Annotated in this window: 17 protein-coding genes; 6 read left to right on the top strand and 11 right to left on the bottom strand. The window is 72.8% G+C overall.

The features are described 5' to 3' along the window. Positions 1 to 123 precede the first annotated feature (123 nt). Both crtI (Manayef4_RS21520) and Manayef4_RS21515 read right to left on the bottom strand, forming a co-directional pair. The gene (crtI, locus tag Manayef4_RS21520; RefSeq protein WP_070133129.1) at positions 124 to 1,635 is read right to left on the bottom strand and encodes a phytoene desaturase family protein; all 1,512 of its coding nucleotides are present in this window, start codon (positions 1,633 to 1,635) and stop codon (positions 124 to 126) included. Positions 1,636 to 1,702: 67 nt separating this feature from the next. Further along, positions 1,703 to 2,791: a polyprenyl synthetase family protein gene (locus Manayef4_RS21515; RefSeq protein ID WP_349257462.1), complete on the bottom strand. Its 1,089-nt coding sequence runs from the start codon at positions 2,789 to 2,791 to the stop codon at positions 1,703 to 1,705. A gap of 177 nt (positions 2,792 to 2,968) precedes the next feature. On the opposite strand from Manayef4_RS21515, the gene Manayef4_RS21510 reads away from it, so the two are divergent. Together Manayef4_RS21510 and metF are read left to right on the top strand one after the other, a co-directional pair. Further along, positions 2,969 to 3,655: a hypothetical protein gene (locus tag Manayef4_RS21510; RefSeq protein WP_175443447.1), complete on the top strand. Its 687-nt coding sequence runs from the start codon at positions 2,969 to 2,971 to the stop codon at positions 3,653 to 3,655. Positions 3,656 to 3,899: 244 nt separating this feature from the next. Next, on the top strand, positions 3,900 to 4,796 hold the full coding sequence (gene metF, locus Manayef4_RS21505) for a methylenetetrahydrofolate reductase [NAD(P)H] (protein WP_070133126.1): 897 nt from the start codon (positions 3,900 to 3,902) through the stop codon (positions 4,794 to 4,796). A gap of 104 nt (positions 4,797 to 4,900) precedes the next feature. On the opposite strand, the gene Manayef4_RS21500 is transcribed toward metF, so the two are convergent. Continuing rightward, positions 4,901 to 5,149 (bottom strand): hypothetical protein, encoded by a 249-nt coding sequence (locus Manayef4_RS21500; protein ID WP_011435832.1) that lies wholly within the window; start codon positions 5,147 to 5,149, stop codon positions 4,901 to 4,903. A gap of 289 nt (positions 5,150 to 5,438) precedes the next feature. On the opposite strand from Manayef4_RS21500, the gene Manayef4_RS21495 reads away from it, so the two are divergent. Continuing rightward, positions 5,439 to 6,197 (top strand): CDP-alcohol phosphatidyltransferase family protein, encoded by a 759-nt coding sequence (locus Manayef4_RS21495; protein WP_254665784.1) that lies wholly within the window; start codon positions 5,439 to 5,441, stop codon positions 6,195 to 6,197. Here Manayef4_RS21495 and crtI (Manayef4_RS21490) read toward each other — a convergent pair. From crtI (Manayef4_RS21490) to Manayef4_RS21460, 7 genes are all read right to left on the bottom strand, one after another. Then, a complete protein-coding gene (gene crtI, locus Manayef4_RS21490) occupies positions 6,120 to 7,607 on the bottom strand; it encodes a phytoene desaturase family protein (protein ID WP_070133123.1) in 1,488 nt (495 codons plus the stop codon). The genes Manayef4_RS21495 and crtI (Manayef4_RS21490) overlap by 78 nt on opposite strands. A gap of 155 nt (positions 7,608 to 7,762) precedes the next feature. Beyond that, the gene (locus tag Manayef4_RS21485; RefSeq protein WP_070133122.1) at positions 7,763 to 8,839 is read right to left on the bottom strand and encodes a glycosyltransferase family 2 protein; all 1,077 of its coding nucleotides are present in this window, start codon (positions 8,837 to 8,839) and stop codon (positions 7,763 to 7,765) included. Positions 8,840 to 8,946: 107 nt separating this feature from the next. After that, positions 8,947 to 9,774: a bisanhydrobacterioruberin hydratase CruF gene (gene cruF, locus Manayef4_RS21480; RefSeq protein ID WP_070133121.1), complete on the bottom strand. Its 828-nt coding sequence runs from the start codon at positions 9,772 to 9,774 to the stop codon at positions 8,947 to 8,949. Continuing rightward, positions 9,771 to 10,349: a GNAT family N-acetyltransferase gene (locus tag Manayef4_RS21475; RefSeq protein ID WP_070133210.1), complete on the bottom strand. Its 579-nt coding sequence runs from the start codon at positions 10,347 to 10,349 to the stop codon at positions 9,771 to 9,773. Before Manayef4_RS21475 ends, cruF begins: the two co-directional genes overlap by 4 nt. Positions 10,350 to 10,569: 220 nt before the next feature. After that, positions 10,570 to 13,227 (bottom strand): FAD-dependent oxidoreductase, encoded by a 2,658-nt coding sequence (locus Manayef4_RS21470; RefSeq protein WP_070133120.1) that lies wholly within the window; start codon positions 13,225 to 13,227, stop codon positions 10,570 to 10,572. 144 nt (positions 13,228 to 13,371) lie between these two features. Beyond that, on the bottom strand, positions 13,372 to 14,115 hold the full coding sequence (locus tag Manayef4_RS21465; RefSeq protein ID WP_070133119.1) for a spheroidene monooxygenase: 744 nt from the start codon (positions 14,113 to 14,115) through the stop codon (positions 13,372 to 13,374). Further along, entirely contained in the window at positions 14,112 to 18,056 is a 3,945-nt protein-coding gene (locus Manayef4_RS21460) for a BTAD domain-containing putative transcriptional regulator (RefSeq protein WP_070133118.1), read from the bottom strand. Before Manayef4_RS21460 ends, Manayef4_RS21465 begins: the two co-directional genes overlap by 4 nt. Positions 18,057 to 18,399: 343 nt before the next feature. Between Manayef4_RS21460 and Manayef4_RS21455 the strand changes: the two genes are divergently transcribed. Both Manayef4_RS21455 and Manayef4_RS21450 read left to right on the top strand, forming a co-directional pair. Further along, complete coding sequence (locus tag Manayef4_RS21455) at positions 18,400 to 19,137, top strand: hypothetical protein (RefSeq protein ID WP_070133116.1); 738 nt, start codon at positions 18,400 to 18,402, stop codon at positions 19,135 to 19,137. A gap of 215 nt (positions 19,138 to 19,352) precedes the next feature. Continuing rightward, positions 19,353 to 19,853, top strand: a complete 501-nt coding sequence (locus Manayef4_RS21450; protein WP_235608347.1) for an SAV_6107 family HEPN domain-containing protein — start codon at positions 19,353 to 19,355, stop codon at positions 19,851 to 19,853. A 76-nt stretch (positions 19,854 to 19,929) separates the two neighbouring features. Here Manayef4_RS21450 and Manayef4_RS25230 read toward each other — a convergent pair whose 3' ends face one another. Next, positions 19,930 to 20,169: a hypothetical protein gene (locus tag Manayef4_RS25230; RefSeq protein WP_035730597.1), complete on the bottom strand. Its 240-nt coding sequence runs from the start codon at positions 20,167 to 20,169 to the stop codon at positions 19,930 to 19,932. On the opposite strand from Manayef4_RS25230, the gene Manayef4_RS21440 reads away from it, so the two are divergent. Then, complete coding sequence (locus Manayef4_RS21440; RefSeq protein ID WP_011435843.1) at positions 20,168 to 20,980, top strand: methyltransferase domain-containing protein; 813 nt, start codon at positions 20,168 to 20,170, stop codon at positions 20,978 to 20,980. The two genes, Manayef4_RS25230 and Manayef4_RS21440, sit on opposite strands and share 2 nt — an antisense overlap. Positions 20,981 to 21,088 lie beyond the last annotated feature (108 nt).

Here is a 21,088-nt window from a genome sequence, read left to right as displayed (position 1 = left end):
GAAGCCTCTTCTAAGCCGCTCTTCAGCAACTTCTCGGCGGTGGGAAATGTTCGGGGCACCGGGGCACCGGGGCACCGGGGCACCGGGCTGTCGGGCTGTCGGGCTGCCGGGGTGCGTCACGGGTCAGCACAGGGCGCGGGAACGGTAACCCCGGTCAGCGCCGAGGATCCGCTCCGCGGCCAGCCGGCCGGAAATGAGGACCATCGGGACCCCGACGCCGGGCCGGGTGCCGCTGCCGGCGAACACGACGTTCGCGAGGCCCGGGGCCAGGTTCGAGGGGCGGAACGGACCGGTCTGGCGAAAGGTGTGGGCCGCCGCGAACGGGGCGCCCGCCGCCATCCCGCGGGCCCGCCAGTCGGCGGGCGTGGTGACCTGCTCCACCTCGATGGCGTCGCCGAAGCCTCGGTAGCCGTGGCGTTCGCAGGTGGCGACCACCTCGTCGCGGTAGCGCGAGCGCAGCACCGACCAGTCGAGCGGGGCGGTGAGGTTGGGTGTGGGGAAGAGCACGTAGTACGTGTGGCCGCCGGCCGAGGCCATCGCGGGTTCGGTGCGTGAGGGGGTGGTGACGAGGAAGGACGGGTCGCTCATCAGCTCGCCGCGATCGATGATCTCGCGGAAGGTCGACCGCCAGGCCCGGCCGAAGTGGATGGTGTGATGCGCGGTGTGCGGGTACTCCACGCGCGCCCCAGCCAGCAGGAGGAAGCACGAGGGCGAGTACCGCAGGCGGCGCAGGCGGGCCGGCGCCGTCGAGGGAGGCAGCAGTTCGGTGTAGGCGATCGGCAGGTCGGGGTTGAGCACCACCACGTCGGCGCCGATGCGCTCCCCCGCCGCGGTGTGCACCGCGACCGCCCGGCCGCCCCGCACCTCCACCCGCGTCACCGTGGTCTCGTAGCGCAGGGTGGCACCGTGTTTGGCCGCGGCGCCGGCCAGCGCCTCGGCGACGGCGTGCATGCCGCCGGCCGGGTGGTAGACCCCGGCGACGCAGTCCATGTAGGAGATGACGGCATAGAGGGCCAGTGCGTCGTGCGGGGCGAGCCCGGCGTACATCGCCTGGAAGGAGAACATCCGCCGGGTCCGCGGGTCCCGTAGATGGCGGCCGACGACGGTGTCGAGCCGGCGGAAGCCGCCGAGGGCGGCCAGCCGGGCGAGCTGCGGGCGCAGCAACGACAGCGGGGAGTCGACCTGCGCGTCGATGAAGTGGCGCAGCTGGGTGCGGAACATTGCAGTGACGATTCCGACGAACCGCTCGAAGCCGGCCGCCTCCGCCGGGCCGCACAGCGCCCGGATCTCCTGTGCGGTGTCGGCGGGGTCGGCGCGGATGTCCAGCGACGAACCGTCGGCGAAGAACCCCCGGTACATCGGGTCGAGCCGGGTCAGTGACAGCCAGCGGTCGAGATCCTCCCCGACACAGTCCAGGGCGTCGGCAATCAGCTCGGGCATGGTCAGGACGGTCGGTCCGGTGTCGAAACGATAGTCGCCCAGTGYGAGCAGGCCGGCCCGACCGCCGGGGGTCGCATCCCGCTCGAGCACCGTCAMCCGCCGGCCGGCTCCGACCAGGYGCAGCGCGACCGACAGACCRGCGAGACCGGCCCCGACGATGACGACGTGATCCGTCGCTCCGGTCACCGTGCGCACCTGCCACCTGCTTCCTGGTCGATGGACTTCCCTGTCGATGGTGCGGTTACCCGATGTGGTCGGTTGCTCAATGTGATCGCGAAGTCGCTGCCATGGCGAGTTCCGTCAGGGCGGCGAGGGTTGTGACGTCCAGATCCGCCCGTCGGGCCGCCTCGACCGCCGTGGCGGTCCGGGCGGCGATCCGTTCCTCGGCGGCGGCCACCGCTCCGCTTGCGGCGATGATGTCGCGGGCCTCGGCGACCCGGGCGGCGCGGGCCGCGGGGTTCTCGGTGGGCCCGAATCCCGGGGAACATCCGGGTCCCCCGGAATACCCGGGATTCTCGGGCTGTCCCGCATCCTCAGGGTGCCCGGCGCGCCGGACCGGCGGGGAGATCAGCGTGCGCAGCCGGGCCGCCGCGGCCGGCTGCGCACGGGTCAGCGCGAGCGCCAGCAGGCCAGTGGGCCGCCCGTCACGCAGATCCTCCCCGGTGGGTTTTCCCGTCACCGCCGGATCGCCGAACACGCCCAGGAGGTCATCGCGGAGTTGGAACKCCTCGCCGAGCGGCAGGCCGAACGCCGCATAGGCCGCCAACAGGTCCGGCGGCGCGCCCGCGAGCAGACCGCCGAGCTGCAGGGGACGGACCACCGTGTAACCGGCGGTCTTGTACCGGGCGATGCGGACCGCCCGCCCGGGATCGAGGCCGCCGTGCGGACCGGCCTCGGCCTGGCCGACGAGGTCGAGGTACTGCCCCGCCATCAGCTCGCTGCGCATCCGCCCGTAGGTGGGCCAGGCCCGGACCAACGCCTCGGGTGGCATCCTGCTGGCCGCGAGCAGTTCGTCGGCCCAGGCCAGGAACAGATCGCCGAGCAGGATCGCGGCCGAGCGGCCGAAGTCGGCGGGATCACCCCGCCAGCCGGCGGTCCGGTGGACCCGGGAGAAGCGCCGGTGCGCGGCCGGCCTGCCGCGCCGTGTGTCGGAGGCGTCCATGACGTCGTCGTGGATCAGCGCGCAGGCGTGCAGCAGCTCGATGGCGGCGGCGGCGGTCACAATCTCGTCGCAGTCCGGGCCGCCCGCGCCCCGCCACCCCCAGTAGCAGAAGGCGGGACGCAACCGCTTGCCCTCCGCCAGCAGAAATTCGGTGGCGATACGGACGAACGGGATCAGATCGTCGTCGATTCCGCGCAGGAGCGCTCCGCGCGAACCGGCGAAGCGCCGCAACACGGCGGAGACCCGCCGGCGCACATCCACCGTGGTGTGGTCCGGCACCGTGGTGTGGTCCGGCACCGTGGTGTGGTCCGGCACCGTGGTGTGGCCGGGGATTGGCCGGCGCCCGGGGTACCGTGCGGTGTGCCCGTGTTCGACACCGCCGTCGTCGTGGTCGCCGTTCTGCTGGTCGCCGCCGCACTGGGCGGATTGACCCTGTTGCGGCTGCCACCCGCGGAGCTGACTCACACTGTCGACGGTATCGACGCCGTGGAGGYTCTGGTGGCCRCCGGCCGCGTCGAGATCTCCGGGCGGGACCGCGAGGACGTGCACGTCGCGCTGACCGTGCGGCGTCGTCCCGGTCGGTCCGTACCCGTGCTCACGAGGGCCGGGAGCACGCTGCGGATCGACGGCCGGGCCAGCGACGTGCGGGTCAGGCTGACCGTGCCGCCACGGGTCCGGGTGCGGGCCGAGGTGCTCGCCGGYGAAATCACGCTGTGGGGGGTAGGCGGTGAACTGTCCCTGGTCACCCGCGATGGCACCATCGCCGGGCGGGAGCTCACGCGCGGTCCGGTCGCCGCGCGCAGCCGGGACGGCGACGTCAACCTGCACTTCAGCGAACCGCCGGACGGCGTGCGGGCGCAGAGCGAGACAGGCATGGTCACCGTCATGCTGCCCGACGGCGAGTACGGGGTGGAGGTGGAGACCGCCGATCCCGGGGCGGCCGACGTGGAGCTGACCCCGTCGGCGCACGCGGCGTGCCAGGTGGTGGCGCGCAGCGTGTCCGGGCGGGTACGGGTCGGTCTCGCCGCGCCGCTGGGACCCTTGTCTATCTGACGTCTCTTGTCCATCTACCGTCCATCTGGGTTGTCCCAGCTGGTCCCGCCCAACGAGCCCGTTTCAGCCGGGTTGCTCACCCACGTTGGTGGAATCGACGGATCATGACTCTCGCGTGATCACGCTGGGGATTCATGGGATCACGCCGGGGAAATGTTGCTGCCCGCTGTCGGGGCCTGATCGGTCGTGYTTCCGATCGGGGGTCCGTCTTCGATCGTGGCCACGCTCGGTCTACCCTCGTGCCATGGCGGCGGTCCGGAGTCTGAGCACGCAACCCACGACGATGGGCGAGTACCTCGCCACCGGTCGTGCGTCCTTTTCCTTCGAGTTCTTTCCGCCGAAGACGCCGGACGGCGAGCGGCAGTTGTGGACGGCCCTGCGCCAGATCGAGGCGCTGCATCCCTCGTTCGTCTCGGTGACGTACGGGGCGGGCGGGTCGACGCGCGAGGGCACGATCCGGGTGACCGAGCGGATCGCCACCGACACCACCCTCACGCCGATCGCCCATCTCACCGCGGTCAACCACTCCGTCGCCGAGCTGCGCCGGGTCATCGGCAACTACGCCGGCGTCGGGGTGCGCAACGTCCTGGCCCTGCGCGGCGACCCGCCAGGGGATCCGCAGGGCACCTGGACCGCCCATCCCGCGGGCCTGCGGCACGCGGACGAACTCGTGCGCCTGGTGAGGTCGGTCGGCGGCTTCTGCGTCGGCGTGGCAGCCTTCCCCGACAAGCACCCACGATCGGTCGACTTCGACAGCGACGCGCGCTACCTGGTGGGCAAGTTCGACGCCGGCGCGGACTACGCCATCACCCAGTTCTTCTTCGGCGCTGACGACTATTTCCGTCTCGTCGACCGGGTCCGCCGGCTGGGCTGCGACAAGCCGATCATTCCTGGGATCATGCCGGTGACGAACGTCGCGCAGATCGTCCGGATGGCGCARCTGTCCGGCGCGGCCTTCCCGCCGGYGCTGGCCTCCCGGTTGCAGGCCGTCGCCGACGACCCGGCGGCCGTGCGGGCGATCGGGGTCGAGGTGGCGACCGAGTTGTCCCRTCGCCTGCTGGACGGCGGTGCACCGGGCCTGCACTTCATCACCCTCAACCGCTCCAGCGCCACCCGAGAGATCTACCAGGCGGTCCGATAGCCGGCCGCGGTCCGCGGGGTGGCCGATCCGCGGGGTGTCCCGGTGGCGCATGACGGGTGGGCCGCTCGCCTGACCCGTCCGCGCTCATGCCRCCGGGCCGGCACTCAGTCGTGCTCGTCGTAGGCATCGAAGACGCACAGCAGCCATTCGTCGCGGAGCGAATGCTCCCGGACCAGCGCGAACCCGGCCTGGTTGGCGGCGTCCACCACCGCCGTCACCAGGCTGAGATCAAGGGTGTTGAAGATCGGGGTGATCCGTACCGCAAGGATCACCTGGTCGCGATGGGCGGAGAAGACCGCCCGCGGGTCGAGGTCCTCAAGGGTCTCCACTACGCCGCCTACCTGTTCGGACACGTCACTCCCGCCACGYCTGGGTGGCACCGCTGTTCTCTCGTGACACCGCTGTTCCTCCGACACCGCGTCTCCCCACCTCGGGCCGGTCCGGTGACCGATCGACGCCTTCGGTTTTGGTCGCCGGCCGGACGCAGGGTGCCGCTACGGCTCGCGGTAGGGGACGACGAGACTCTATGTCCCAGCATGTCCCAGCGCGAGACGGCGTACCGGACGGATGGCGGCGTACCGGGCGGGGCGCTGGCCGTACCGGGCGGAACGGGATGGCGGAACGGGATGGACGACGGGCACGATGGACGACGTGAGCACCCCGCTACCCGGTCGGGACACCTACCTTGCCCAATGGTCGGCCCTGCACGGCGGCTACGACCTGGCGCGCGGGCTATGGCTCGTTCSTGCCTGGTTGACGGTGGTCTACTGGCTGGYCAGGCCGCTCGCCGCCCGCCGGGTGCGCCCGTCGGCGGTGACCGCCGGGGGGGCCGTGCTCACCGCCCTCGCGATTCCCCCGGCCGTGGCCGGTGGCCGGTGGCCACTGCTGGGGGCTCTGGTGATCGTGCTCAGTGGCCTGGCCGACAACCTCGACGGAGCGGTGGCGATTCTCACCCGACGCGCGAGCGCCTGGGGATATGTCCTGGACTCCGTCGTGGACCGCTGCGGTGACCTGGCCTACCTGCTGGCCCTGTGGTGTCTCGGCGCACCCGGCGGCCTCGTGATCGCGGCAGGCAGCATGCTGGGACTGCTGGAGTACACCCGGGCCCGGGCCGGCAACGCCGGCTTCGACGAGATCGGTGTGGTGACCGTCGGGGAGCGGCCGACCCGGATCATCATCGCCGCGGTTGGCTCGTTCGGAGCGGGTCTGGTGCCCGGCCTCGCGAACCTCGCCGCGAGTATCGCGACGACCGCGACGCTGGCGGTCTGCGCCATCGGCCTCCTTCAGCTCACGGCCACGGTCCACGCGGCCCTGACCGCCGGGTCAGGCCGGGCCGATGAGACCGGCGACGATGCCGGCGGAGAGCACGACGAGCGGCAGCCCGCCGCCGGGATGGGTTGACCCACCGACGAGGAACAGGCCGGGTACCCGGGATGCGTTCGGAGGCCGCAGGAAGGCCGCCCGCACGCCGTTCGAGGATCCACCGTAGATGGATCCGCCCACCGTCCCGGTGCGCCGTTCCAGATCCGCCGGGGTGATGGTCTCGTACCAGCGCAACCGGGAGCGGACGTCGAACCCGCGGGCGGCGAGCACGTCGAGGATGCGCCGGGCGTAGCCGTCGGTGAGCCCGGGACGGTCCCAGTCCAGGGTGCCTGCGCCGTTGTGGCCGCCCGCGCCGCGATGCGGGGGCGCGTTCACCAGGATGAACCACGCCTCGCAGCCCGGCGGCGCGCAGGCCGGGTCGGCGGGCGCGGCAAGATAGATAGTGGGATCGGCCGCCAGCCGGCCCGCGAAGACGGCATCGAACTCGGCATCGTAGTCGGCGGGGAAGGTGACCGTGTGATGCCCCAGCCCGGGCGTGCGACCCGTCAGGGCCAGCAGCAGCACGAAGCCGGACATCGACGGTACAGTCCGCCGCAGCCGCCGGCGGCCGACCCGATCGTTCACCAGCCGGCCGTAGAGCGCCGCCGCGTCGGCGTTCGCGACGACGACGTCCGCGGGCAGCCGGATACCGTCGGCGAGACGGACCCCGTCGACCCGGCCGCCGGGGGTCCGGGTCACCGCCAGCACCGGCGCGTCGAGCAGGATCCGGACGCCGCGTTCCTCGGCGCGGCGGGTGAGCGCATCCCCGAGGCGGCGCAGGCCGCCCGCGACGTACCAGCCCCCGAAGCGCCGTTCCGCGTGGACCACCGACACCAGAGCGGCGGGGGCGTGCCGGGGATCGGACCCGGAGTAGGTGGCATAGCGGTCCAGGATCATCCGCAGCCGGGGATCACGCAGGTAGCGCAGGCCCAGCCGGCGCAGGCTCCGGCCGGGCGCGATCGCGGCGATGTCACCGGGTGCGGACCAGGCGAGCCGAACCAGCCCGGTCGCCGACACGGGACTGGACAGGAACGGTCCTTCGGCGGCGTCGAAGACCCGGCAGGCCCGGTCGGCGAGCCGCCGCCAGTCCTCGCCCGACCCGGGGGCGATCCGATCGTCCAGTTCGGCCACGAACGCGTCGTCGTCGGCATGTGCGGCGAGCGTCGTGCCGTCGGCGAACCGGTAGGACGCGATCGGGTCCAGCCGACGCAGCTCCACCTCGCYGCGCAACGGCCCGCCGGTCGCGGTGAACAGGTCCTCGAACACGYCGGGCATGGTCAGCAGGGACGGACCGGTGTCGAAGCCGAACCCATCGCGCTCGTACCAGCCGAGCTTGCCTCCGGTCCGCGACGACTGCTCGCAGACCGTCACGTCATGCCCGGTGGCGGCGAGCCGGGCCGCGGCCGCCAGCCCGCCCACACCGGCGCCGATCACCACAACACGGGCCATGCGACGACTGTACGAGCTGCTCCTTCCCGGTTATCCACGAGGAAGGAAACGGGCATCGAAGCCTCGGGAAGAAGAAGGAAGCCGCCGGAGGGGCAAGGGAAGCTCCTGGCGGGGTGCGGGGTGCGGGGTGCGGGGTGCGGGGTGCGGACCAGTGGTCAGGGGCAGCGGGTAACCGGTCGTCCCTTCCATCGGGCGGTACCCCGCCGACGACGCCACCACGACACCGCAGTCAGGTAGCCCAACAGGCTCACGGAAGCCGGATGAGCGGCGGCGTCGGGCCAGCTCCGGCCGCCCGTGCGGCGGGCGGCGAGCACCCGGCCGGCGACCCCGGCGAGGTACCCGACCGCGCCCGGGCCCGAGCCACCCAGTGCCGCCACCGCCGGCACGACGAACAGCCAGGCCAGCATGCCGATCTGCCCGACGCTGCCGAGCGTGCTTCCACCGGCGACGGCCAGCGACTTCGCGTAGCCGTCCCGCAGCTGTGACCATCCGGAGTACATCCGGTTGACCGCGAGATCGGTGCCGTCCACGACCACTCCCCGCCCGCCGGCACGCTTGAGCCTGCGCAGCAGGGCGACATCCTCGATGACCTGGTCCCGGACACCCTCGTGGCCGCCGGCCCGGCGGTAGGCCGCCACGTCCACGGCCAGCAGCTGTCCGCCCGCCGCCGAAAGCGACGGCCGGGCGGAGCGTTCGGCCAGCCGCAGCGGCAGCAGCRCCAGCCACGACCACTGGAGCAGGGGTTGGATCAGCCTTTCGGCGACACCGGCCGCCTCCTGACGCGGGTAGGGCGAGACGAGGTCGAGGCCGGCGTCCCGCAGGAGGAGAACGGTCCGCGCGACGCCGTCGGGGGCCACCGTGACGTCGGCGTCGACGAAGACGAGGACCGTGCCCGTGGCCGCCGCCGCGGCCCGGGCGCAGGCGTGCGGTTTGCCGAGCCAGCCGGCGGGCGGCTCCGCACCGCGCAGCGCGACGATCCGGTTGTCCCTCGCCGCCCACCGCGCGAGGATCTCCCCGGTGCCGTCGGTGGAACCGTCGTCGTAGACGAGGATCTCGAGGTCGGGCACCCACCGTGAGCCGAGCAGGGCCGACAGGCACCGCGGCAGGCTCCTGGCCTCGTCGCGGACGGGTAGCACGACCGTCACCCGTTCGCGTACCGGCCGGGCCGGCGGTGGGACGCGTAGCAGCCGCGCGTTCACCGCCGTGTGCACGGCGATGGCGGTGGACGCCACCGCGGCGGACCGTACCGCACCCGACCAGCATCGCCCGGCAAGCCACCGGGCCGGGGATCTCGGTACCGTCCGGTGCCTCGTCCCGTGCCCTGTCCGCCACGGCGCCGTCATCGTGGTGGGGAGCCCGCCGGGACCGGGCGGTCCCCGGCCCGGGCACGGTCCCGGGGTCCGGCCCGGGCCGCCGCGACGAGCGCAGCCCCCATCGCGATCCCGCCGGCCGCGGCCACACCGGGACGGTCGAAGAAGGTGAGGTTCGCCAGCGTCGAGGAGACGTAGGCCCACAGGAGAAGGGCGAGCGGGGCGCGCTCGTCGCGAGCCGTGCTCCCGGCCTGGTCCGGAAGCGCCGTCAACGCCGCGGTCATGGCGATCGYGACGGCCACCCAGCCGGCGGTGTTGGTGAGTGGGATTCCGTTGAGCGTCGGGCCGCCGCCGAGCCACCGCCAGTACCCCGCGGCGACCATCTGCGGGTCGATGAAAAGATCCCAGGCCGCGAGGACGAGCGCGGCCAGCACGACGGTGCGCGCCCGGCCGCGGTGGTGGCGACGGGCCAGGACATACGCCGGGTAGGTCGCCATCGCCCAGGCCATCGGCACCACGACCGGGACGCCGTACAGGCGGGTGCCCAGGGCGGAGCCGTAGACGTAGCGGCCGAAGGGCCAGCCGGTGTGCACGCCCACGGTCTCCACGAGCAGCCCGCCGCCGACGGTCACGGCGAGAAACCCGGCGGTCCACGCTCGGCCACGGGTGAGCAGGGCGTGGCTCACCGAGGAGGCGAAGAACAGCACGATCGAGGCGATGGCGAGCGCCGCCCCGGCGGATCCGGTGACCAACGGACAGGGGAGCTGCACCGCCACGGTGGCCGCCGCGAAGATCCACGGCACCGCGGTGGGCCGCGCCGGCCGCGCCGATCCGGTGAAGAGCGCGTCGGCGGTCATCGTACCGGTGCGTGCCGGTCGGCTCCTTGGGCGGAGGCACCGTCGGGACGGGCGGGGGAGCGTCCGCGGAGCTCCTTGCCGAGCACGGCGTAGGGGGTGAGGGTCCCGGGGAACTGGAAGTCGGACAACAATGGAACGAATCCCTCATGATCGTACAACCGGCGCGCCGGACTGCCCGGGGGTTCGAGGGCGGACAGCGCGGCCGTGCGTTGCGGGGCCCCGCGCAGCAGCTCCCGCAGTATGGTGCGCCCGATCGCCCGGCCCTGGTAGGCGGGCAGGACGTGCAGCTCCACGATCTCGAGACAGTCGTCGAGCCAGTACGCGGCCGAGTCCGGCGGGAGCGCGCCGGCGACGACGTCGTGCCACCACTGGCCGAYCCGGCCGGGCAGGGCGTAGGTGATCCCGATGAGTTCGTCGTCGGGTGTGACGGCCGCCACGGCACGAAGGTCCCRCCGCTCGAAGTGCCGGCGCGCATGGGCGGCCCGGTCCCGGGCGGCCCGCTGCGGGTCAGGCTCGTGGTGATCGAGGAAAGCGGCCTTGTAGACCGCGATGACATCGTCGAGCCGGGTGCGCATCCGGCTCGGGGACCAGCGGACCACCCTCACGTCCACGTCGGTCACCGGCGTCGCCTCCTGTCCGCGCCCGGATCGCCGACCTGGCCCCACGAGTCGGGTCCGGCGAGCCAGGAGGCTGGGGCGCACCATCACGTCGCTCGACGATAACTCGCCGCCCGCCGGCACCGCTCGGCGATGGGAATTACTGCTACGTAACGTCATTCCACTGATGTGGAGGGTGCTAACTCCGGATGGGTGGGAGACCGGCCCGATCACCGGCCATGGCGAGCGTGGCGCAGCGCGGCGTGCCGGCGAGGAGGTCGGCCACCAGCATGGCCACCGCCGGGGCCTGCACGGTGCCACCCGCGTTCGTCCCTGCCGCCACGATCACCCGGCCGCCGTGGTCTGCCACGGCCTCGACAAGGGGGAGGCCGTCCGGGGTCGCCGGGCGCTCGCAGACGCGGACGTCGAGCATCTCCACGCTGCCGTCAGGCCGGCGCAGCGTCGGGAACAGGCCGGCGACCGCCTGCTCGAAAACCGCGCGCAGACGGGCGACGCCGCTGTCCGCGGCCGCCCGCACGGCGGTGCCCAGATACCCGAATCCGCCGCTGACATGGATCCTGGCACCATCGGCGGACAGCGTCACATTGATCACACCTAGGGGATCTCCGGCGTGGACCTTCACCGGCCGTCGCAGACCCGGGTTCGGCAGGGTCAGCGAGAGGCCGAGCAGATGCGCGACGGCACCGGCGCCGGGCCAGGCGGCGCCCAGCAGCCGCTGCAGGTCGCGGCCGGCCACGGTCACCACGGCCCAGCCGGTGCGCAGGGTCGAGCCGTCCGCGAGATGCAGCCGGACCCCGCTGCCGGCTCCGTTCCCGATTTCGTGCCCGGCCTCGTTCCCGTTGCCGTCGGGGTTCCCGTCGAGGTTCCCGTCGATGTCGGTCTCGATGTCGGTCTCGATGCGTTCCACCCGGGTGCCGGCGCGCACCTCGACGCCCGCGGCCCGCAGCCGGTCGATGAGTACCGTGGCCAGATCGTGGATGTTGACCGCGTAGCCGTCCACCTCGACCGCTGCGGTCACCTCCCGGACGCCGTCGGGCAGCGGGACCGAGCGGCCCAGCGCGGGCCAGTCGCGAACCAGGTCCGCCCGGGACAACCGAACGACCCGCCCCCCCGCGGACCGCTGCAGCCGCTCGCCCGCGGCGAGGTCGTCCGGACCGAGATAGATCCGCGGGATGCGGGCGTCCCAGCGCAACCCRCACCCGGCAGCGAGCCCGTCCCCGCCGTCGGCGAGCGCGAAAAGATGCTCCCACCCGCGCAACCCCAGMCGGTTCAGGGCGATCACCAGGTCCCGGGCCACCGCGTGCAGCCCGGGACGGTCGGCGCACTGCTCGAAGGCGCCGGCCCAGGCCCTCTCCGGCTCCGACAGCGACTCCGGGTCCCGTAGCCGCCAGCCGCCGTGCGTCGGATCGCGATCGAGGACACCCGCGCGGCTCGCGTCCGCCTGCGGCAGGGTCTCGGTCGCCGACAGGTGCCGACCGTTCGTCCCCGCGAACGTCGTGCCCTGGGCGGCAGGGTCTGCCCGGTCGGCAGGCGCGGCGTCGAGGACCCGGACGGGGTGGCCCCGCAGCCGCAGCACGAGCGCGATCGTGAGTCCGACGATCCCGCCGCCGACGACCACCACGTCGTGCTTGTCGACGGCGGAACCGTCAGAGGCCGGGTCCTCGACGGCCCGGCGGCCGGTGCCCCGCCGATCGCCCCGGCGATCGGCCAGGTCATGACGATCGTCCTTCGGGCCGTTCCCGGTGAGGCCGTTCCCGGTGAGGTCGTTCCCGGTGAGGTCGTTCCCGGTGAGGTCGTCCAGGTCGGCCCGTCCGACCACCGCGAGGAACGCCTGATCGAGATCGTTGCTGCAGGCGGGACTGTGCATCGCCACGGAGCAGAGAGTGAATCCGCGCCGCGGCTCCCCGCCGTCCTCGGCGATCCGCCCCGCGAGCAGCTCGCGGACCGGGCCGAGGAACCGGGGGGCGTTGTCGATCACGACCTCCAGGTCGCGGCGGTCGTAGGCGTCGACCAGCGCCCGGTCGGTGAAGACGTGCGGTTCGCTGACCGACACGAGTCGGCGGCCGGTGAACGACTTGACGTGCCGCATGTCGATCATGCCCGCGGATATCCGGGGCCCGTCGTGCACGAGGGGCGCGGCGATGCTKATCAGATCGGCGGCGTCGAGGACGTCCTCGACGGTGCGGGCGACGTGGATCCGGTCTACCGGCAGTCGGTGCTTCGCCGCCCAGAGCGCGACCGTCGCCGGCCTCGCCGCGAGTGAGGGAGCGTGCACGGCCAGGTGCCAGCCGCGTGCGACGCCCTCCCGGGCGACCCGGCTGTTGATGTTTCCGGCGCCGACGAGGCCGAGCACGCCCGGCCGATCGGTGCGCGTGGCGGCCCCGGCCGACTCGGCGCCGGGTGCGTGGCCGAGCGGGTCGAACAGCCGGTCGACGATGAACCGGGCGACGTGCCGGGCGTTGACCTCGGGGGTGTTGCGCACCTCGATCCGGTGGCGGGCCGCGGCGGCCAGGTCGACGGCAGCGAGGGAGGTGCCCCGGCGGACCAGCAGCAGGGGTCGGTCCCGGCCGGCCTCCGCCGGGTCCGTGCGGACCGCGGTGGCCCACCGTTCGAGTGCCGGTCCATCCACCGCGTTCACCCCGACGACGAGGGTGTGCGGCCGCAGTTCGACCAGGGCGTCGGCCAGGCCCGTCGGCCGGGTGGCCAGCTCCGGGCGTAGCCGGGCGGCGTCGTGCCGAGTGACGAGCCGCGCGACCCGTTCGCTCACCGGTGTCGCGATCAGAACCCGACGGCGGGGGGGCTGCGTCCAGGGCGCCTGCTCGCGGGGTATCGACATGCGGCTTGCTTCACCCGGTTCGTGGGAAGGTGCGGGGCGTGGGAAGGTACGGGCGGCCCCTCCACGGTGGCGGGTGCCGTTCAACGGGGTGTCAAAGCAGGCCGTGTCCCCGCCCGGATACGGCGGGGGGCCGTGGCCGGATCTTCAACGCGGCGTCAACGTCGGCCCGGGGCTGACCTGCAGGAGAGGATCCCGCCCGCCCAGCGTCCCCCGCGAGCCGAGCACCGCGAACCGCGCGAACAGTTCCTCGCTGTACCAGCCGACCATCGGTGTGCGCCGGACGACCTCGCTGTGCGCGGGGCGGCCGTAAGYGAACCTGCGCAGCGACGCCGCGTCCTGCCAGAGGCTGAACGTTCCCTGTAAGCCGATCGGCGCCTCCCCGATGCCAGCCGCGAAGATCAGACCCTCGGCCTCGGCGAGGTCGACCGCCACCGCCGGCACCGCTTGGCGGAAGGCGAGGGTGTGCCGCAGGGCGATGCGGGCCCGGGTGATCACCGCGACCGCCGCGGGGGCGCTCGCGGGAGGCGGAACGTTCGACGCCGCCGGGTCGCCGAAGGGCTCCTGCCGTGACCACCGCCCACGTGACGACAGCGGGTGAAGGTCGATCCGCCAGCGTTCTTCGGCCAGCGACGACCATGCCCGCACCGGCGCGGATCGTTCGAAGGAACGGGCCGCCGACGGGGAGGACCAGACGGCGACCATCGCCCACTGGCACGGATCGGCGTCGCGCAGGGTGAAACTGCTCGCCGAACCGGTGCCCAGCAGTTTTGCGAAGGTCAGTCCCGGTGTGTGCCGCAGGGCGGTACGGTCGGCGGCCATCCGCGCCAGGGCGTAACCGATCCGTCGCCGGGGCACCCGCCAGAAGTCGACGGTGACAAGCGTGCTCATCGCCGCACCGATGACAGGCGCAGCAAGCTGTCCCGGGCGGCCCCGTACTTGTCGGCGAAGGCCGTGGCCACGGCCCCGGCGCCGTCGTTATCGCGCAGGGGTACCATCCGGYACCGTCCGGTTCCAGCCAGTACATGCCGACCGTCGCCCGCCACCTCCGCGAGCAGGCCGTCCGGACCGCCGCGGCCCAGCAGCGCGACGAGGTCGGGGGAGGAGACGTACACCGCCCCGTCGAGGCGCACGAACTCGGCCTGTACCTCGAGATGGCCCRCGTCCGACGGGGAGACGCGCAGCGGCACCCGCAGATAGTCGTCCAAGGCGGTGCTCCCTTCCAGACTCCAGAGCCGCTCGAAGTGCTGTTCGACGAACTGGACCAGGGTGGAGGAGACGGCCGCCTCGTGCTGGGTCGCGGCGGCCGAGGAGTACCCGACGGGGAACGTCGAGACCAGCGCCCCGGTGTCCCAGCGGTGATACGTCGTCAGGGGCTGTTCGGTGTAGAGACGCACCGCGAGCCGGGAGCGCAGGACGGGAGCGAGCCGATCCCGCAGTGCCTCGAGGACCAGCAGGTTCGAGCRGATCATGCCCGGTACGTCGACGCTGTGCAGGAGGTCGGCGGCTCGTCCGGCCACGGCCGGGGAGTCCGGGTCGAGTAGGAGCACCTGAATGATCGCTCCGGCGTCGACCGCCGCGAGCACCGCGTCGGCGAAGGCGGTCCGGTGCTCGGGGGTCGCCAGATCCGTCCAGGTGTTGAGTAACCGGACGCTGCGCCGGGACGATGCGATCCGGGCGATGAAGTACGCCGGGTCGAACGTGCTGAGCAGCCGCCCGCTGGTGAACTGGGTGGGCTCGGCCGTGACCGGTGCGCTCAGCCGTTCCTCGGCGGCCGGCAGCTCGGGGGAGCCCTGCTGACGTAGCAGCGTGATGCCCTGCTGCCAGGATCGCCGCGCCGCCGGATGGTCGTCCATCTGGGCGAGGATGTCACCCCGGCGGATGAGCACGCGTGGCTCCCAGCGGGTGTCGGGTAGCTCGGCGAGCAGCGRCAGGCTCTCGTTGTAGCTTGCCAGAGCCCGGTCCAACCGGTACTGGAAACGGTGGAGATCGCCCAACCGGCGCAGGGCCAGCGCCTCCAGCGGGCGGTTGCCGAGTTCGCGGGCGATCGACAGGCTCATCGTCAGGCAGTTGATGYCGTCGGTGAGCTCGTCCCGGTCGCCGTGGACCATGGCGACGTTCACCAGGGTCTCCGCCTCGGCCTTGCGGGCGCCGCCCCGGCGCATCATCTCCAGGCCGGCCTCGAAGTGGACCAGGGCCGCGGAGAACTCCCCCCGACCGCGGCAGGCGTCGGCCAGCCCGCGCAGCGTCCGGGCCTCACCCAGCTCGTCGCCGAAGTCGACGAAGATCTTCCGGGCGCGGGTGAGGCGTTCCGTGGCCAGCGCCAGGTGGTCGACCGTAGCCCGGTAGACCTCGACCGCCGGTTGACCGTCGGGGTCCGTGCCGTCCGCGTCCAGTCGCCAGAAGGCGTCCTCGAAGGCCAGCGTGATGTCGCGCTCGGCGAGGTTGGTCAGCAGCGTCGCCTCGGCGAGGCGGTGCCCGCCCCGGCGGGCCGCGGCCAGCCCCAGGACGTGGCTCTGCTCCCAGTCGCCCCAGTGCGCCGCGAAGGCGTAGAACTCGGCGGCCTCGGTGGCGAGCAGCCAGGTCGGCTCGTCGAGACCGGCCGCGTGGGCCTGGTCGATCAGGCTCAGGAGGTTTCCCCGTTCCCCGCCGAACCAGACCAGCGGCCGACCGACCAGGTCGGCGACGCCYGCCTGTTCAAACCGAAACACGGCACCCGTCGTGAGCGCCGCCGCGTCCTCGGCGGCGGGGGTGAGGGTGCGCACCCCGCCGGGGCTGAAGGTGTCGACCGCCTCCCGCAGCATCGCCAGATAGGCGTACAGCAGCCGCCCCAAGGCCGCCCGGTGTTCTCCGGACACGGTGGAGGGGGCCTCGGTGGAGGGGGCCCCGGCGGAGGGGGCCCCGGCAGCGTCGTGGTGCCCGTTGCCGGTGTGCCCGTTGCCGGTGTGCCCGTTGCCGGTGTGACGGTTGTCCCCGCCGGCCTCGGGGATCCGACCCGGGGCCGCGGGGTGGCCGAGCGGGGTGCCGACCCCGGTCTCGCGCTCCCGGGCGAACACCCGGAGCAGGTCGTGAAAGCGGTAGCGCTCGGTTCCCGTCCGGTCGGCGCCACGTCGTTCGAGTAGCTGGGCGTCGGCGAGCCGGTCGACGACGTCCTCGGCTTCGTCGAGGTCGAGGTCGAGGACCGCCGCCGCGGCCCATGGCGCGAAATCGCTCATCGCGGGCAGCGACAGCAGCCGGAAGGCGCGCTGCTCGTCCGGCGGCCGGCCCTCGTAGCTCAGCGAGAAGCTGGCCCGGATCTCCAGGTCGCCGGCCTCCAGCCAGGACAGCCGGTCGCGTTCGTTGGCGAGCCGCCCGGCCAGGCGGGCCAGTTTCCAGTGCGGATGGGCGGCCAGCTTGCGCCCGGCGATCTGGATCGCCAGCGGTAGGTAGCCGCACAGGCCGACGATGTCACGCGCGGCCTCGGGCTCGGTGTCGACCCGCTGCGTGCTGACCATCTTGGCCAGCAGCTCCACCGCGTCACTGGGCAGCAGGACGTCCACCATCCAGTACGGGGCGCTCAGACCGTGCAGCCGCGACCGACTCGTGATGATGACCGCGCAGCCCGGGCTGGTCGGCAGCAGCGGCCGGATCTGTGCCTCGCCCCCCGCGTTGTCGAGGATGATCAGGACCTTGCGGGTCGCGAGCAGCTCCCGGTACATCTCGCCGAGATCGTCGGGGTCGGCCGGTACCGCGGAGCGGCTGACCCCGAGCGTCTGGACGAACCGGGACAGCACCCGGGCCGGGGCCAGCGGGGTGCTGTTGCCCCGCAGGTCCACGTACAGCGTGTCGGTGAACCCCGTGCGGACGCGATGCGCGATGTGCACGGCCAGGGCGGTCTTGCCGGCGCCGGCCTTACCCGCGAACGCCGCCACCACGGTTCCCCGTGACAGCCCGACCGGATCGGTCAGCATGGCGTGCACCTGGGCCTGGATCGTGTCGCGCCCGGTGTATTCGCGGATGTCCGGGGGCAGCTGGTACCCCCCCTGGCTCGTGGGCGCCACGGAGACCCGCCGGTCGAGCGAGCGGGGCGGGGTCCAGGCCAGGCTGGACGCGCCGCGCAGCACGTCCTCCTGCAGCTGCTGCAACATCGCGGAGTCCAGCCCCAGGTCGTGCAGCGCCTCCAGGCCCTCCCGGCAGGCCCGGGCCGCGTCCTCGATCCGACCGTCCCGGTAGAAGGCGAGAACCAGCTCTCGGCGCAGCCCGTCGTCGTGGGGGTGCCGTGTCACCAGCACGCGCAGATCCCCGATGACCTCGCGATGACGACCCAGAGAGAGATCGGCGGCGATCCGGGTCTTGGCGATGTCGAGCTGGAGTTCGTCGAGGGCGTCCACGTAGGCCCGGGTGAACGGGTAGTCGATCRGGTCGACCAGCGGCGGTCCCCGCCAGAGGGCCTGGGCCTCCTGCAACGGGGCGATCGCGCTCACCRGGTCACCGTCATCCACCGCGCGCCGGCCCTGTTCCAGCAGCCGACGGGCCTGCTCGGAGTCGATCTGCTCCGGGCGCACGTCAAGGACGTACCCGGTCCCCTTGCGCAACAGCACCTCGGAACCGGTCTCCAGCCGCCGCCGCAGCTCGCTGACATGGGTGCGCAATGTGGCCAGCGCCTTCTCCGGCGGTGGGTCCCCCCAGATCACCTCCAGCAGCCGGTGACCGGGCACCACCTGACCGGCTTCCAGCAGCAACGCGGCCATCAGCACCTTGCGCTGGGTGCCGCCGAGCACGATGGGTGCTCCCCCGGCAGTGATCTCCAACGGGCCGAGGATGGCRAACTGCAGGCTGTCGCGGTCAGGCATCTGGTCCTCTCGTACGACCCCCGGTGATGTCTGTATTACCGCAGCGTGCGCCGGGAGGGGACATGGCGGCAACTACCGATCTGGAACGGCCCCCTGTCGTTTCCGCGTCAGGCCTGCTCCGGCGCCCGGTGTCCGGTGTCCGGTGCGACGCGGGTGGGGGTCCGACTCCGTGGGGTGTCGTGTGACCCGATCGCGGAATCCAGGTGTTCCGATCAACACATTCTCWATGGTTCTGGTGATTGTGCGTGCAGTGGGTGTTGATCGCTTGGAGGTGCACTGAGTCCACGAAATCGAGGCGGCAGACGGCCGGGAGACGGCCGGCGAGGCGGAGGGGGTTGGGAACATGGCGATCACGGTGCCCAGGAGCCTGGCGAGGCGGCCCGCGTCGGCGGCGGGCCCGGCGGTGACCCCGGCGGTGRCCCCGGCGGTGACCCGGACCCGGACACCGCGGACGACGGCCGGGGCGGACCTTCTCCCGCGGCGGGCCGGCGGACTGCCGCACGAGCTGATCTTCCGGATCGAGTCGGTATCCCGGCACGCCTCGGTCCGGCACGTGCACGTCGAGACCGACGAGGGCGCGGTGCTGGCCGACTGGTGGTCGCGGGGCCGGGTCGAGCTGATGGCGGCCGGCCGGCCGTTCGTGCTGGAGACCGACCTCGACGGTTTCGGGATCCGTCTGGTCGAACCCATGGGACGGGTGCCCCTGGCCGCCTTCGAGCCAGGCCGCCACGGGGGCTGGGTGCGCCTGTCGGACGGTGCCACGCTGCGTTGGCTCAGGCCGACCCGCGGCGAGTTCGCCAGCGGGCTCGTGGGTCACCGTGATGTGAACATCATCCGGTTTGCGCTGGACGGAACGGCGCTTGTCGTGGCCGATCCGGATGCGCTCGACCCGAGGGTCACCCGGGTGGCCCGGACGACAGGTGCGGATTCGGGACATGTCTGTCGGGGGAAAGTCGCGGACCCGCGGCTGGGATGGGTTCCCGACGTGGTGGCCCTGCTCGTCCTCGGCTGGTTTCTTCGGGTGGTCGAGTCCGAGGTCGCCGGATCTGCTCGATCGCGTGTTCGATACCTCGATGCTTGACGGGCGGCGCTGGCGAGGGTTCACTACTTCGTGATCGAACCTATGTTCGAGACTCGGGAGGTGTTGTGACCACCGTGACCAGTCGGCCGATCAGTGGCTCGGACAGTGGCTCGGACCCGGCGGGAGGAGCGGCCCGCGGTAAGGGTGCGTTTGGCGGCCCCGGTGGATCCACCGGGCCGCACGGTGGATCCACCGGGCCGGTTGGACGGACCCTGGTGCCGGCGGCGGGGTTGCCTCGCCGCTCCCGCGACGATCTGTTGGTCGCCGCCCGGCGCGGTCTCGGTGAGGCCGAGTGCGCCCAGACGGCCGGGGAGCGCTACGCCCTCGCCCACCTCGCGGCGCTGCGGGCGGCGGCCGCTGTCCTGGCGGACCGGGCCCGGCCCCGTCCCGGTCGTCGCGGTCGGCCCGTGAGTGCCTGGTGCCTGCTTGTCCGGGTGGCCCCCGAGCTCGCGGAGTGGGCGGAGTTCTTCGCGGCGGGGGCCGCCCGGCGATCGGCGGCCGAGGCCGGGCTGAAGGTAGTGACCAGGCGGGAGGCCGATGATCTGATCCGTCAGGTCGATCTGTTCGTCGGGGTTGTCGAGGGCGTACTGGGCCTCCCGTCCCAACCGATGATCGCCGGCACCGGTCCGGTCGGGCCTGGGGAGGTCACGATGGTCATGTCGCCGGGCCGAGGGCAGGCTGACCGTGGTCGGCCCGGCGGCGCCCCGGGTGGGTGACGAGCGGTTGCGTTTACGGTGAGCATCGGTCACTATCGGTTACCTTCCGAGGGGTAGTGGTTGGCGGAGCAGGAGATCATCGATGGTCCTCACCGGTTCTGAGCATCGGCACCGCGGCGCGCATCGGGCCGTGCCGTCCGCCGTTGCGCGTCGCAACATCTGGGTACTGCGGGTCGTAGGGCTGTCGGCTGGCGGGCTGGTCGTCGGGGTCGCCATAGGCCTCACCGTGGGTCGGTGACGCGCCTGGTCCTCCGGCGTGGGCGAGCGGGCTGACGGCGGCGCCGACGATGCCGGCGTGAGGAGGCGCGACGCGCATGACCAGCCATGTCACCGGCGCGGATCTGCGGCAGGCCGCGATCTGGCACGGCCTGCGGACGGTCCTGCCCGGATCGGCAGCGGGGGTTCCGGCCTGGTCGGTGGCCCCGACGGCCACAGCCATCCCGCCGATCATCGTTGACGCGGGCGGTGGGAGTGGTGGCTTCGCCGTACCCCTGGCGGTCGAGGGCTACCTGGTGATCGTCGTGGACCCGTCGCCGGACGCCCTGGCAGCGTTGCGCCGTCGCGCCGACGAACGGGGCGTCGCCGACCGGGTCACGGCCGAGCAGGGCGATCTGGCCGACCTGACCGGCATCGTCGGAGCCGAGACCGCCGATTTGTTGCTGTGCCACTCCGTCCTCGACGTCGTTGACGATCCCGAGGCCGCGCTGGCGGGGGCCCTGCGGGTGCTGCGCCCGGGAGGCGTTCTCAGCCTCGTCGTCGCGGGCCGGGCTGCCACGGTGCTCGCCCGCGCCCTGGCGGGTCGCTTCGAGCAGGCGCAGGCCGTGCTGACCGGCCAGGGCGCCGGGGCGCCCCGGACGCCCGCCGGGTTCACCACCGCCGAGATCGTCGCGCTGGTGAACGCGGCGGGCGCGGACGTCGTCGACGTCCACGGGGTGCGCGTGTTCGCCGACCTGGTCCCCGGGGCGCGGGTCGACTCCGATCCCTTCACCGCGCAGCGGCTGCTGCGCCTGGAACTGGCCGCGGCCGCCCTGGAGCCGTTCCGTGACCTCGCGGCACAGCTGCACGTGCTTGCCCGCCGTCGTGCCGCTGGTACCGCTCGCGAAGCCGGCGCCGCCGGGTTCCCGTGACCGTGGATTTCCCGGTATGAAAGACCCCAGTTCGGGCACGGACCAGGTGACGGGAATCGCTCGGTTCCAACCAGCATGACAGGTTGCCTACCGCACCCGCCCGCACAT

Source organism: Frankia sp. CgMI4 (genome assembly GCF_001756285.1).
GTDB lineage: Bacteria > Actinomycetota > Actinomycetes > Frankiales > Frankiaceae > Frankia > Frankia casuarinae.
The sequence above is the reverse complement of the archived record's forward strand: the minus strand, read 5'-3'. Positions and strand labels throughout refer to the sequence as shown.

Bases quoted from the DNA above. Each gene is read 5' to 3' on its own strand.
- Manayef4_RS25230 (WP_035730597.1), bottom strand. From the start codon at position 20,169: ATGCGCGTCGCGCCTCCTCACGCCGGCATCGTCGGCGCCGCCGTCAGC.
- Manayef4_RS21440 (WP_011435843.1), top strand. From the start codon at position 20,168: ATGACCAGCCATGTCACCGGCGCGGATCTGCGGCAGGCCGCGATCTGG.